Raw genomic sequence first — 14,101 nt, 5'->3', positions numbered from 1 at the left:
GGAGATGGAGACGAAGAAGCCGTCAGATCCGTTCGATGGCCGGCCCTGCAACAAGCTGCTGCAGGGCATTCCAGGGGCCGAACATGCGTAGATGCACCGCTTCACACATGCAGCCCTCCTTCGGTTCGATGTGGATCGATGCGCAAGGCTTACCCGGAAAGCGCCGCCGATGCAACGTCGCCCGCCTTGCGGCGCTTGATGAAATCGACGAAGGCGCGCAGGGGCGCCGGCATGTGGCGACGACTAGGGTAGTAAAGAAAAGGCCCGGAAAACGGCTGCAGCCAATCCTGCAGAACCGGCTCCAGCGCGCCGCTCTTCACATATGGCTCCACGAATCCCGCGAAGGTGGCGATGAGCCCGAGCCCCTGGATCGCGGCGGCGATTTCCAGATCGATGCTGTTGGCGATCACCCGCGCGTTCGGCGTGATCTTCACGATCTCGCCGTCGCGCTCGAATTCCCAAGGATGCATCACGCCGCTGGCGAAGCGGTGGCGGATGCAGACGTGAGTGAGAAGATCCTTCGGATGCGAAGGCCGGCCGCGGACGTCGAGATAGGACGGCGCTGCGACGACGGCGAAGCGCTGCACGCGCGGGCCGACGGGCACCGCGATCATGTCCTTTTCCAGCCGCTCGTCGTAGCGGATACCCGCGTCGAAGCCCGCCGCCAGCACATCGACGAAGCTGTCCTCGGTGGTCACTTCGAGATTGATGCCCGGATGAGCGGTGAGAAAAGGACCGATGATCGGCGGGAGCGCCAGACGGGCCACCGCCGTGGGCACGTTGAGCCGCAGTGTCCCGGTCGGCGAATCGCGAAAGCCGTTGACCGCATCGAGCGCGGCGGCAACCTCGCTCAGGGCCGGGCTCAGGCGCTCCAGCAGGCGCTGGCCTGCTTCTGTCGGCGTGACGCTGCGGGTCGTGCGGTTGAGAAGCCTCACCCCGAGCCGAGCCTCCAGCCGGCGCAGGGCCTCGCTCAGGGACGAGGCCGAGACCCCGCGCAGGCGGGCCACGCTGCGAAAGCTCCGCGCCCGCGCCACCGCCGCGAAGGCTTCGAGATCGGCGAGATCCACATCGCTCATTGTTCGAAAATCCAAACAGCCTGTTTCGTTTATGCCGGATTATCGCACGAACCGGAAGCGGGCATGATCCCTTCATGGCGGGTGCCGGCCCGGGGCCTCAAGCTCCGGCGAGAACCCGTCACTCCCGCAGCCCTCACCCTGAGGAGGCGCGCAGCGCAGTCTCGAAGGGTCTGGAAGAGTTTCAGCAAAGATTTGTGAACCAACGGTCAGGAGATCATCGGATGCAACATCGCCAATTGGGACAAACCGGCCCCACCGTGTCCGCCCTCGGCCTCGGCTGCATGGGCATGTCGGGCATGTACGGGCCGGCCGACAGGGCGGAGAGCATCGCCACCATCCATGCGGCGATGGAGGCCGGCATCACCCTGGTCGACACGGGCGATTTCTACGGCATGGGCCACAACGAGATGCTGATCGGCGAAGCGCTTCAGGGCCGCGACCGCGACCGGGCGCTCATCAGCGTCAAGTTCGGCGCCATGCGCGACCCGGCCGGGGCCTGGCTCGGCTACGATGCAAGGCCCAGTGCCGTCAAAAGCTTCCTCGCCTATACGCTGCAACGCCTGCGGGTCGATCACATCGACATCTACCGCCCGGCCCGGCTCGATCCGAACGTGCCGATCGAGGACACCATCGGCGCCATCGCCGACATGGTGAAGGCAGGCTATGTGCGCCATATCGGCCTGTCGGAGGTCGGCGCCGACACCATCCGCCGCGCCGCCGCCGTGCATCCGATCTGCGACCTGCAGATCGAGTACTCGCTGATCTCGCGCGGCATCGAGGACAGCATCCTGCCCGCCTGCCGCGAACTCGGCATCGGCATCACCGCCTATGGCGTTCTCTCCCGCGGGTTGATCAGCGGGCATTGGCAGAAAGGCGGTGAAAGCAAGGGCGATTTCCGAAGCCACAGCCCGCGTTTCCAGGACGGCAATGTGGAGAAGAACCTGGCGCTGGTCGAAGCGCTCAAGACTCTGGCGGAGACGAAAGGCGTCAGCGTCGCGCAGATCGCCATCGCCTGGGTCGCGGCGCAGGGCGAGGACATCATCCCGCTGATCGGCGCGCGCCGCCGCGACCGGCTCGCCGAGGCCCTCGGTGCGCTGGACGTGCGGCTGACGGTGGAGGATCTCGCCGCCATCGAACGGATCGTCCCCAAGGGCGCCGCCGCCGGTGATCGCTATCCGAAGGCGCAGATGGGCATGCTGGACAGCGAGAGGGCGTGAGCGTCGAAAATCCGTGCTTTATCACCCGACCTCATCCTGAGGAGGTCGCAGAGCGACCGTCTCGAAGGAGGATCCAGTGCTCTCTGGAGCCTCCTTCGAGACGCAGACTTACGTCTGCTCCTCAGGATGAGGGCCGAGAGAGACGAAAGCTTGATGCAAGGCTCCTATTTCGATGGTCGCGGCCTTGCCCCAAAGATCGCACTCCCCACCCGCACATGGGTGGCCCCTAACTGGATCGCCGCGTCGAAATCGGCGCTCATGCCCATGGAGAGGGTCTTGAGCCCGTGCTTCCGGGCGATGGTGTTGAGCAGCGCGAAATGCGGCGACGGCGGATCCTCAGCCGGCGGGATGCACATGAGGCCTTCGATCTCCAGGCCATATTTGCTGCGGCAGGCCTCGAGAAAAGCGTCGACCTCGGTGGGGATGACCCCGCCCTTCTGCGGCTCCTCGCCGGTGTTCACCTGCACCAGCAGGCGCGGCTGCTTCCCCTGCTTGGCGATCTCCTTGGCGAGCGCTTCCGCCAGCGAGGGCCGGTCGAGGGTGTGGATCGCGTCGAAGAGTTCCACCGCCTCCCTGGCCTTGTTGGACTGGATCGGGCCGATCATGTGCAGTTCGACGCCGTCATAGCGCTCGCGGAGGCTAAGCCATTTGGCCTTGGCCTCCTGCACGTAGTTCTCGCCGAAGATCCGCTGGCCTGCATCCAGGACAGGTTCGATGGCCTCCGCCGGAAAGGTCTTCGAGACCGCCACGAGGGTGATCGAGGACGGGTCCCGGCCATAGTCGGACGCCGAGCGCCGGATGCTCTCCCGCACCAACTCCAAGCCTTCGACTGCGTCGTTCTCGCTCATGGATGTCCTCACCTGCTTCTACGCTGTCGTCCCCGGCCTTAAGATGGCGTCAGCCATCGCAGGGGAAGGGGATCCACGGTCAAGCGCGTCGTCGTGGATGCCCTTCCCGGCCCTTCGGGCCGCCGGGGATGACACAGACGTCGAATCTCGACCATCTCGCATGCGCGAAACCGTTGACCGCGCCGGAGAGCTGTGTCCTAGTCCGGCGCAACCCGGCGGCGCAAGCCGCTTGAATCTCCATCATGACGGAACTTTGAGAAAAATGAGGCCCGAGCGCTACAACGCCAAGGAAGCCGAGCTGAAATGGCGGCAGGTCTGGAACGACCGCGACCTGTTCAAGACGAACAACGACGACCCGCGTCCGAAATACTACGTGCTCGAGATGTTTCCCTATCCGTCGGGGCGCATCCATATGGGCCACGTGCGCAACTACACCATGGGCGACGTGGTGGCGCGCTACAAGCGCGCCAAGGGCTTCAACGTGCTTCATCCGATGGGCTGGGACGCCTTCGGCATGCCGGCCGAGAACGCCGCGATGCAGAACAAGGTCCACCCGAAGGAATGGACCTATGCCAACATCGCGACCATGCGCTCACAGCTGCAATCGATGGGGCTTGCCATCGACTGGAGCCGCGAGATCGCGACCTGCGATCCGAGCTATTACAAGCACCAGCAGCGCATGTTCCTGGACTTCCTGGAAGCAGGCCTCGTCGACCGCAAGACGGCGAAGGTGAACTGGGACCCGGTCGATCACACCGTGCTCGCCAACGAGCAGGTGATCGACGGGCGCGGCTGGCGCTCGGGCGCTCTCGTCGAGCAGCGCGAGCTAACCCAGTGGTTCCTGAAGATCAGCGATTTCGCGCAGGATCTCGACGACAGGCTCGACACCCTCGACCGCTGGCCGGAGAAGGTGCGCCTGATGCAACGCAACTGGATCGGCCGCTCGGAGGGCCTGCTGGTCCGCTTTGCGTTGAAGCCGGAGACCGTGCCGAACGGCGAGACCGAGCTGCAGATCTATACGACTCGCCCGGACACCCTGTTCGGCGCGAAGTTCATGGCGGTTGCGCCCGATCATCCGCTGGCGAAGGCGGCTGCCGAGAAGAACCCCGAGCTCGCTGCCTTCATCGAAGAAGCCAAGCGCATGGGCACCGCGCAGGAGACCATCGACAAGGCGGAAAAGCTCGGCTTCGACACCGGCATCCGCGCCGAGCATCCGTTCGACCCGAACTGGACACTGCCGGTTTACGTCGCGAACTTCATCCTGATGGAATACGGCACCGGCGCCATCTTCGGCTGCCCGGCGCATGACCAGCGCGATCTCGACTTCGTCAACAAGTACGGCCTCGGCAACACCCCCGTCGTCTGCCCGCCGGACGTGGAGCCGGACGCCTTCGTCATCACCGATACGGCCTATGACGGCGACGGCCGGATGATCAATTCCCGCTTCCTCGACGGCATGACCATCGACGAGGCGAAGGAGGAGGTCGCCCGCCGCCTGGAGAGCGAGACCCGCGGCAATCGTCCGGTGGCCGAGCGCAAGGTGAATTTTCGCCTGCGCGACTGGGGCATCTCGCGCCAGCGCTATTGGGGCTGCCCGATCCCGATCATCCATTGCGATGCTTGCGGCGTCGTGCCGGTGCCGAAGGACCAGCTGCCCGTGGTGCTGCCGGAGGACGTGTCCTTCGACGTGCCGGGCAACCCGCTCGACCGTCACGCGACCTGGAAGCACGTCGATTGCCCGCAATGCGGAGGCAAGGCCCGGCGCGAGACGGACACCATGGACACCTTCGTCGATTCGTCCTGGTACTTCGCGCGCTTCACCGACCCGACGCTTGTCGACAAGCCGACCGACCGCGCGACCGTCGATGCCTGGCTGCCCGTCGATCAGTATATCGGCGGCATCGAGCATGCGATCCTGCACCTGCTCTATTCGCGCTTCTTCACCCGCGCGATGAAGAAGACGGGACATGCCGGCCTCGACGAGCCCTTCGCGGGCCTGTTCACGCAGGGCATGGTGGTGCACGAGACCTACCGGGACGCGGACGGCGGCTGGGTGCTGCCCGCGGACGTGCGCTTCGAGACGCAAGGCAACGCGCGCAAGGCCTTCCATGTGGAGACCGGCGCACCGATCGAGATCGGCTCGATCGAGAAGATGTCGAAGTCGAAGAAGAACACGGTCGATCCGGACGAGATCATCGCCTCCTACGGCGCCGACACGGCGCGCTGGTTCATGCTGTCCGACTCGCCGCCTGAGCGCGACGTGATCTGGACCGAGGAAGGCGTGCAGGGCGCCGGCCGCTTCGTGCAGCGCGTGTGGCGCCTCGTCGGCGAGATCGCGGACCGCGCGACCGGCGCGGATGCAACCATCGGCACCGGCCCCATTGCCACCGCCGTGCGCAAGGCCGCGCACAAGGCGCTGGCCGCCGTAGAGGACGACGTGGAGCGCCTGCGCTTCAACCGCTGCGTCGCCCATCTCTACGAGCTCGCCAATTCCCTGCACGACCTGGCGAACCAGGCCAAGACCGGCGACGAGCCGGGATTGGGTGCGGCTTTCGCCGAGGCGGGGCGCATCTTCGTGCAGCTGCTGGCGCCGATGATGCCGCATCTCGCCGAGGAATGCTGGGAATCCCTGGGCGAGCCCGGCCTCGCATCCGACACGGCCTGGCCGGTCGTCGACCGGTCTCTGCTGGTCGAGGACACGATCACCCTGCCCGTGCAGGTCAACGGCAAGAAGCGCGCCGACGTGACGGTTGCCCGCGATGCGGATCAGGTTACAGTCGAGGCGGCCGTGCTCTCGCTCGACGCCGTGCAGAAGGCGCTCGACGGGAAGCCGGCCCGCAAGATCATCGTCGTTCCCCAAAGGATCGTGAATGTCGTCGCTTAACCTCAAGATCCTTGCCCGCGTTGCAGTGGTGGCAGGTCTCTCTCTCGGCCTGTCCGCCTGCCTCCGGCCGCTCTACGGTCCGACCGCATCCGGCCAGTCGCTCCAGACCGTGCTCGCCTCCATCGACGTGCCTGAGGTTCAATGGCCGCCTGCGCTTGCGAATACGGGGCATTACCTGCGCAGCGAGATGATCTATGCCTTGAACGGCTCGGGATCGGACACGCCGAAGCGCTATGCCCTGAAGATGACCCTGGCGCAGAGCCAGTCGAGCCCGGTGATCGACACCCAGATCGGCGCGCCGAGTTCGGTGATCCTCGGCGGCACGCTCACCTACACCCTGACCAGCCTCGATGGGAAAACCGTGGTCACTCAGGGCGTTGCGACCTCCTCGGCCAGCTTCGACCGTTTCCCGCAGCGCTTCGCCAATATCCGGGCCAACCGCGATGCGGAGATCAAGCTCGCCAAGGATCTGGCGCTGCAGGTGCGCACCCGGCTGTCGGCGGTGCTGGCGAACAGCTGAGCCCATGGTCGCCGTCAAAGCGGGAGACGTGGACGGGGCATTGCGGCGCCCCGATCCGCGCATCGGGATCTTCCTGTTCTACGGGCCCGATATGGGCCTGATCAACGAGCGCGCCCGGACCGTGGCCGAGCGCTCGGTCGACGACCCCTCCGACCCGTTCCAGCTCATCCGGATCGACGGCGACGACATCGCGGCCGATCCCGGGCGCCTTGCCGACGAAGCCGGGACCATGGGTCTCTTCGGGTCCAAGCGCGCTATCTGGGTGAAGGCGACCTCGCGCAACATCGCGCCGGCCGTGGATGCGGTCCTGAAAGGCGAGCTGCAGGATACGGTGATCGTCATCGAAGGCGGGGACCTGCAGAAATCCTCGCCCCTGCGGACATTGTGCGAGCGCTCGCAGAAGGCGCTCGCCCTGCCCTGCTATGCCGATACCGGCCGCGATCTCGGCAACGTGGTCGACGACACCTTGAAAGACAATGGCTTTTCCATTCAGCGCGAGGCCCGCGCGGCCCTGATCGCGAGCCTCGGCGGCGACCGCCTCGCCACCCGCGGCGAGCTCGCCAAGCTGATGCTCTACGCCCACGGCCAGCGCGAGATCACGCTGGCCGACGTGGACGCGATCATGAGCGACGTGTCGAGCCTTGCCATGGATGCGGTGGTGGATGCAGCCTTTGCCGGTGAAGGCACCGGTCTCGAGACCGGCTCCCGGCGGCTGGCCGCCGAGGGCGTCAACTCCTCGGTGCTGCTCGGCTCAGCGCTTCGTCACGCGCTGATGCTGCTGACGGCGCGCCTTTCCGTAGAGGAAGGTCGCCCCATCCCGGCGGTGATGGAAACCATGCGCAGCCTGCATTTCCGGCGCAAGCCCCTGGTCGAGCGCCATCTCCAGCGCTGGACCGGCGACAGCCTCAGGAACGCCATCACCCTCTTGCAGTCGAGCCTCCTGCAGACCCGGCGCCTGTCCGATCTTGACGACACGATCGCGGCGAAGACGCTGCTTGATATTGCACGGGCGGCGAGGCGGTAAGTTACAGCCGCTTCCGTTCTCGACAGGCACCACCCTCATCCTGAGGAGCCGCTGAAAGCGGCGTCTCGAAGGAGGTTCCAGAGCACACTGGATCCTCCTTCGAGACGGTCGCTGTGCGACCTCCTCAGGATGAGGCTTCTTGGTGTTGAGCGTGTGAAATCCTACGGATTCAACCGCCGGCACAGGCCGTCGAGCTGCTCCAGGGTCTTGTACTTGATGCGCAATTCGCCGCCGCTGCCCTTGTGGTCGATGCTGACGGTGAGGCCGAGCACGTCCTGCAGCGCCTTCTCGAGCGCCCGCGTGTCCGGGTCCTTTTCCGTCCTGGCGGGCTTGGCGGCCTTGGCCTCCGCCTTCGCCGGCGTTGCATTCTCGGTCTGGGCGATCTCCTCGACCTGGCGCACGCTCAGGCCCTCGTCGAGAACGCGCTTTGCCACCTGGACCGGGTCCTTCACCGAGAGCAGCGCGCGGCCATGGCCGGCGGTGAGCTTGCGCTCCATCAGCATCTTGCGCACGCCTACGGGCAGATCGGTGAGGCGGAGCGTGTTGGCGATGTGGCTGCGGCTCTTGCCGATGACCTTGGAGAGGTTCTCCTGCGTGTAGGAGAACTCGGCCATCAGGCGCGAATAGCCTTCCGCCTCCTCGATGGGATTGAGGTCGGCGCGCTGGACGTTCTCGAGGATCGCGTATTCGAGCGAGGTCTGGTCGTCGATCTGGACGACCACCACCGGCACCCGGTGCAGCCCGGCCTTCTGCGCCGCGCGCCAGCGGCGCTCGCCGGCGACGATCTCGTATTTATCGGTCGTGCCCTGGATCGACCGCACCACGATCGGCTGGATGATGCCGCGATCCTTGATCGACTGGGTCAGCTCCTGCAGATCCGCATCGTCGAACGCCTTTCGCGGATTGCGCGGGTTCGGGCGCAGGAACTCCACTGGCACCGAGCGCGGCACGAAGCCTTTGCGCTCGAGGTTGCCCATCTCGTCCCCCACCTCGCCAATCAGGGCGGCCAATCCACGGCCCAGACGCGACTTACCTTCTTCTGCCATTGTCACTCTCAAATATTCTTAGGCTGCACGCAGGGCGCGTTCACGCTGGATGACTTCCGAGGCGAGCCGCAGATAAGCCTGCGAGCCGGCGCATTTCAGATCGTAGAGCAGGACCGGCTTGCCGTGCGACGGCGCTTCCGACACGCGCACGTTGCGCGGGATCATCGTCTCGTAAACCTTGGCGCCCATGAACTGGCGCACATCCGCCACCACCTGTCCCGACAGGTTGTTGCGCGGGTCGAACATGGTCAGAACCACGCCGTGAATCGACAGATCCGGGTTGAGGGCGGAACGGACCTGTTCGACCGTCTTGAGCAGCTGGCTGAGGCCTTCCAGAGCAAAAAATTCGCATTGGAGGGGGACCAGAACCGCGTCAGCGGCGGTCAAGGCATTGATGGTCAGAAGATTCAGCGAAGGCGGGCAATCGATCAAAACATAGGTAAAAGGTTCGCTTACCTCGAAGGCCGAAAGACTGTCGATCGCCGAGCGGAGTCGGTGCGCCCGGTTGCGCTCGTTCGCGATCTCCAATTCGACGCCGAGGAGGTCGAGAGTCGAGGGCGCGACCGACAATCCGGGCACCACGGTCTCGGTGATGCTCTCCTCCAGCGACGCTTCGCCGGCGAGCACATGATAGGTCGAGACCTGACGGCTCTTGCGGTCGATGCCGAGACCCGTCGAAGCATTTCCCTGCGGGTCGAGATCGATGATCAGAACCCTTTCGCCGATCGCAGCGAGGGCCGTGCCGAGATTGATTGCCGTCGTGGTCTTGCCGACACCGCCCTTCTGGTTGGCGAGCACGAGGACACGCGGCTTCCCACGCGCGCCTGGTTCGGGTCCGTTGCGGTCGGTCATCATGAATGGCTCTCGATGGAGGAAATGCGCAGAATCCTGGCGTCAGGATCGGTCAGGCTCGGCAGGATCTCTGCCTCGAATGTCCACTTTTTCCGGGCCTCGGTCAATTCAATCCCGGCGTCCCGACCCTTGGGAAACAGGCCCATTGTCCCCGCTTTCAACAACGGGGCGGTCCAATCCAGGAGCATGTTCAACGAGGCGAGCGCCCTCGCCGAGACCACATCCGCCTTTCCGACGAAGCCCGGAACGACCGTCTCCAGCCGCGCTTCGTGGATCGTGGCCGCAGCGCCGGTGAGCCGGGCGATCTGGCGCAGGAAGGCGCATTTGCGCGAATTGCTCTCCACGAGATGGACGGTAAGCCCCCGCTCCGCGCCGGCGATGGCAAGGACCAAGCCAGGGAAACCGGCGCCGGAACCGAGGTCGAGCCAAGTCTTGGCCTCGGGCGCAAGGTCGAGAAGCTGCAGCGAATCGACGATGTGCCGGTCCCAGATCTGGGTCAGCGTCGCCGGTCCGACGAGGTTCTTGATCGCCTGCCAGCGGCGAAGCTCGCGCTCGAGCAACTCCAGCTTCTCGAATGTTTCACGTGAAACATTCAGGTCGGATGCGGTCACCATGGCGGATCTCGTCACGACAGCGGCTCGAGAGTGCGGGCGGACCGACCGGGCGCTTTGCGGGCATGGGCAGCCAGAAGCGTGAGTGCCGCGGGGGTGATGCCTTCGATGCGAGCTGCCTGCCCCAGGGTCTTGGGCCGGACGAGATCGAGCTTGGCCTTGATCTCGTTCGACAGGCCGGGCAGCCCTTGGAAGTCGATTCCGTCGGTCAGAACCACGCCCTCATCGCGGCGATAGGCGGCAATATCGGCCTGCTGGCGGTCGAGGTAGACCGCATAGGTGGCGTCCGTCTCCAGCCGCTCGCGGACGGTCAAGCTCACCGCCGACAGGTCGGGCCATACCCGCGCAAGGTCACTCCAGCCGATGCTGGGATAGGACAGAAGCTGATAGGCGGTGCGGCGGATTCCATCCTGGTTCAGCTCCAAGCCATGGCGGGCGGCTTCCTGCGGCGTGAGGGTAAGGGCCTGCAGGCGCTTCCTCGTATGCCCGATCTCTTGCTGAGAATGCTGAAAATGCCTCTCGCGCCGCGAGCCGACGCAGCCGATCTCCAACCCCTTGCCGGTCAGGCGCTCGTCCACATTGTCGATGCGCAGGCTCAGGCGATATTCGGAGCGCGAGGTGAACATGCGGTAGGGCTCGCTCACGCCGCGGGTGATGAGATCGTCGACCAGCACGCCGATATAGGATTCGGCCCGGTCGAACACGATGCCGTCCTGTCCGGAAGCGCGGCGGGCGGCATTGAGGCCGGCGACCAACCCTTGCGCCGCTGCCTCCTCATAGCCCGTGGTGCCGTTGATCTGGCCGGCGAGAAAGAGGCCCTCGACAGCCTTGGTTTCCAGCGCCGCGGTCAGGTTGCGCGGATCGACATAGTCGTACTCGATGGCATAGGCCGGCTGCAGCATCCGCACCCTCTCCAGGCTCGGAATATGGGACAGGAAGGCGAGTTGCACCTCCTCCGGCAGGGAGGTCGAGATCCCATTGGGATAGACGGTGAAATCGTCGAGGCCCTCGGGCTCCAAGAAGATCTGGTGGCCGTCGCGGTCGCCGAAGCGCACCACCTTGTCCTCGATGGAGGGGCAATAGCGCGGCCCCCTGCCCTGGATCTCGCCCGAATACATCGCCGAACGGTGCAGGTTGTCCCGGATCAGCGCGTGGACCTTGGCATTGGTGCGGGTGATGCCGCACTCGATCTGTGGGTTCTCGATCCGTGTGGTGAGCAGGGAGAACGGCACCGGCTCATCGTCCGCCGCCTGCTTGTCGATACCGGCCCAATCGATGGTCCGGCCGTCGAGGCGCGGCGGGGTGCCGGTCTTCAGGCGCCCGAGGGTGAAGCCGAGCCGCGCAAAAGTCTTCGGCAGGCCCAGAGACGGACGCTCGCCCATGCGGCCGGCCGGGATCTTCTTATCGCCGATATGGATCAGGCCCGACAGGAAGGTGCCGGTGGTGATGACCACGGCCCCAGCCGCGAGAATGCGCCCGTCTGTCAGCAGGAGACCGGCGATCCGGCCCTCGCGGACGACGAGATCGTCCGCCTCCCCTTCGACGATGGTGAGATTCGGCGTCTGCCGCAGCTCCGCCTGCATGGCGCGGGCGTAGAGCTTGCGGTCGGCCTGGGTGCGCGGCCCGCGCACGGCCGGGCCTTTGCGGCGGTTGAGCAGGCGGAACTGGATTCCGGCCTTATCGGCGATGCGGCCCATCACGCCGTCGAGGGCATCGATCTCGCGCACCAGATGGCCCTTGCCGAGCCCGCCGATGGCCGGATTGCAGGACATGGCGCCGATGGTCGAGAGCTTATGGGTGACAAGCGCCGTGCGCGCACCCATGCGCGCCGATGCGGCGGCCGCTTCGGACCCTGCGTGGCCGCCGCCGACGACGATCACATCGAACACCGCGCTCATGCTATCTCCATACCGGAGCATCGGATCCGAGGTAGTTTCCACCTCCGTTGGATGCTCACTGCTCCTGAACTAATCGTTCGGCGCCACTATGGGCCTCGCATAGCAAAGCCGGGCGCAAATTCATCCGATGCGCTGATCTAAGTGCTCGTTCGGCAGAGGTCAAAAGGGCAAAATGTTTCACGTGAAACATTTTGGTTCTGCACAGCCGGCCCACAGCCCATGCACCACGGATTCAGCACCGTTCCACCGATTCGTGAATGGGGGAAACACGGCCCGTCGCCGGTTTGTCCAATAAGTTCGGCACATAAAGGTTGTCTACCCCACAGCCCTCACCCTGAGGAGGCCACGTAGGTGACCGTCTCGAAGGGTCGGGCGTCTCCTGCACCCACTAGGTCCTCCTTCGAGACGCTGCGCTGCTCCTCAAAGTCTGGCTCGTAAAGCGCGGGAAACCCTCCTCCCCCTTGTGGGGAGGACTTGGAGGTGGGGGTGTGAGCGATAGCCTATCGGTGTGTGGCGGATACACCCCCACCCCGGCCCTCCCCACAAGGGGGAGGGAGAAGGCACCTGCGCCTCATGAGGAACGACGAGCATCCTCTAAGAATGAGGATAGAAGATTTTAGCCGGTCTTCCATGGATAACATTCTCGACGTCATGGCCAGGCTTGTCCCGGCCATCCCGATCGGAAGACTGCCGCACTTTTTGAATGAGGACCGCCGGCACAAGGCCGAGAGTTTCGGGGCACCAATGTTCTTCAGCCACAATCATTTGCCGATGCAGAAGCTGGAGAACAGCCGGTCGAGCACATCCTCCACATCGACGCGACCCGTGATCTCGCCGACGGCGCGGGCAGCGAGCCGCACCTCCTCTGCTGCCAATTCGAGCGGACCGTGGGTTGCGAGTATCGACCGCGCCCGCTCCAGTGCGGTATGAGCACGCTCCAGCGCCTTGCGGTGGCGCTCGCGGGTGACGATGGCATCGCCCTGCCCCATCAGGCTCTCCGCCTCGGTCTCCAGCCGTTGGATCAGTTCGGGCAGACCCTCGCCGGTCGCGGCGGCGATCATCACATCGCAACCAGACCGGACCGGATCCATATCGGCCTTCGTCCCCACCTTCAACAGGCGCCGAGCCTCAGGCGGAGCGCCCTCCTCGCCCTCCGGCGGCACGAGCCAGAGGACGAGATCGGCGTCCTGCGCCCGGGCGCGGGCGCGGGAGACGCCTTCCTGCTCGATGAGATCGCCGCTCTCGCGCAACCCGGCCGTGTCGACGACGACCACCGGCAAGCCGCCGAGATCGCAATGGACCTCGATCGCGTCCCGGGTGGTGCCGGCGATCGGCGAGACGATGGCGACATCGCGCCGGGCAAGGGCATTCAGCAGAGTCGACTTGCCGGCATTGGGCGGACCGACGAGCACGACGGTGAGGCCCTCGCGCAGACGCTCGCCGCTGCGGTCGGCAGCAGCGCGACCGATCTCGTCCGCGATCCGGTCGATCGTGGCGAGGATCTCCGCCTCCAGATCCTCCGGCACATCGCCCTCGTCGGAGAAGTCGAGGCTCGCCTCGAGCAGAGCCAGCACCTGCAGCACCTCCTCGCGCCAACCCTCGGCGGCATGTCCCAGCTTGCCGCCGAGCTGGCGCATGGCCTGGCGCCGCTGCGCCTCGGTCTCGGCGTCGATGATGTCGGCGAGGCCCTCGACCTGGGAGAGGTCCATGCGGCCGTTGAGAAAGGCGCGACGGGTGAACTCGCCGGCCTCCGCCGGGCGGCAATTCTCGACGGAGCCGAGAACGCGCAGCACCGCGGCCCTGGTCGCCAGCCCGCCATGGATGTGGAGCTCGGCCTGATCCTCACCGGTAAAGCTCTGCGGCCCCGGCATCCAGAGGACGAGCGCCTGATCGAGAGGCTCGCCGGTTGCCGGATCCGTCAAGATCCGCACGACGGCCCGGCGAGGATCGGGCACGCGTTCCGCCAACCGCTCGAGGATAGTGCGGCTCTCCCCACCGCTGATCCGGATCAGGCAGACGGCGGCGCGGCCGTGACCGGAGGCCATCGCGAAGATCGTGTCGTCCGAACGCATGAGCGTGAACCTCGTGAGGAGAAGAGGATTTAAGGTTGATGACGTCTTAAAAA

At 65.4% G+C, this 14,101-nt stretch carries 11 protein-coding genes; 4 read left to right on the top strand and 7 right to left on the bottom strand.

The features are described from left to right. Positions 1-149: 149 nt before the first annotated feature. Entirely contained in the window at positions 150-1,076 is a 927-nt protein-coding gene (locus BB934_RS12995) for a LysR family transcriptional regulator (RefSeq protein ID WP_099510006.1), read from the bottom strand. Between the two features lie 221 nt (positions 1,077-1,297). Here BB934_RS12995 and BB934_RS12990 point away from each other — a divergent pair, with 221 nt between their 5' ends. Then, positions 1,298-2,293 carry an aldo/keto reductase gene (locus BB934_RS12990; RefSeq protein WP_099510005.1) on the top strand — a complete coding sequence of 332 codons (996 nt, stop codon included), beginning with the start codon at positions 1,298-1,300 and terminating at the stop codon, positions 2,291-2,293. Between the two features lie 164 nt (positions 2,294-2,457). Here the strand turns inward: BB934_RS12990 and BB934_RS12985 are convergent, their stop codons facing one another. Continuing rightward, the gene (locus tag BB934_RS12985; protein WP_099510004.1) at positions 2,458-3,141 is read right to left on the bottom strand and encodes a YggS family pyridoxal phosphate-dependent enzyme; all 684 of its coding nucleotides are present in this window, start codon (positions 3,139-3,141) and stop codon (positions 2,458-2,460) included. Between the two features lie 262 nt (positions 3,142-3,403). Between BB934_RS12985 and leuS the strand changes: the two genes are divergently transcribed. From leuS to holA, 3 genes are read left to right on the top strand one after another with little or no spacing between them, the layout of a single operon-like run. After that, positions 3,404-6,025, top strand: a complete 2,622-nt coding sequence (gene leuS, locus BB934_RS12980; protein ID WP_099510003.1) for a leucine--tRNA ligase — start codon at positions 3,404-3,406, stop codon at positions 6,023-6,025. Then, positions 6,012-6,545, top strand: coding sequence for a hypothetical protein (locus BB934_RS12975; RefSeq protein ID WP_099510002.1), 534 nt, complete (start codon positions 6,012-6,014; stop codon positions 6,543-6,545). Before leuS ends, BB934_RS12975 begins: the two co-directional genes overlap by 14 nt. Positions 6,546-6,549: 4 nt before the next feature. Continuing rightward, a complete protein-coding gene (gene holA / locus BB934_RS12970; RefSeq protein ID WP_099510001.1) occupies positions 6,550-7,569 on the top strand; it encodes a DNA polymerase III subunit delta in 1,020 nt (339 codons plus the stop codon). Positions 7,570-7,730: 161 nt separating this feature from the next. Here holA and BB934_RS12965 read toward each other — a convergent pair whose 3' ends face one another. The 5 genes from BB934_RS12965 to mnmE all read right to left on the bottom strand — a co-directional run bounded on the left by BB934_RS12965 (position 7,731) and on the right by mnmE (position 14,048). Continuing rightward, positions 7,731-8,615 (bottom strand): ParB/RepB/Spo0J family partition protein, encoded by an 885-nt coding sequence (locus BB934_RS12965; protein WP_099510000.1) that lies wholly within the window; start codon positions 8,613-8,615, stop codon positions 7,731-7,733. An 18-nt stretch (positions 8,616-8,633) separates the two neighbouring features. Further along, a complete protein-coding gene (locus BB934_RS12960; protein WP_099509999.1) occupies positions 8,634-9,470 on the bottom strand; it encodes a ParA family protein in 837 nt (278 codons plus the stop codon). Then, a complete protein-coding gene (gene rsmG / locus BB934_RS12955) occupies positions 9,467-10,081 on the bottom strand; it encodes a 16S rRNA (guanine(527)-N(7))-methyltransferase RsmG (protein WP_099509998.1) in 615 nt (204 codons plus the stop codon). The genes BB934_RS12960 and rsmG overlap by 4 nt, the downstream gene beginning before the upstream one ends. A gap of 11 nt (positions 10,082-10,092) precedes the next feature. Then, on the bottom strand, positions 10,093-11,976 hold the full coding sequence (gene mnmG / locus BB934_RS12950; RefSeq protein ID WP_099509997.1) for a tRNA uridine-5-carboxymethylaminomethyl(34) synthesis enzyme MnmG: 1,884 nt from the start codon (positions 11,974-11,976) through the stop codon (positions 10,093-10,095). Between the two features lie 761 nt (positions 11,977-12,737). Beyond that, a complete protein-coding gene (gene mnmE / locus BB934_RS12945) occupies positions 12,738-14,048 on the bottom strand; it encodes a tRNA uridine-5-carboxymethylaminomethyl(34) synthesis GTPase MnmE (protein WP_099509996.1) in 1,311 nt (436 codons plus the stop codon). Between the last annotated feature and the right edge of the window lie 53 nt (positions 14,049-14,101).

The sequence above is a fragment of the Microvirga ossetica genome (genome assembly GCF_002741015.1).
GTDB lineage: Bacteria > Pseudomonadota > Alphaproteobacteria > Rhizobiales > Beijerinckiaceae > Microvirga > Microvirga ossetica.
This window is presented reverse-complemented; position numbering and strand designations above follow the sequence as displayed.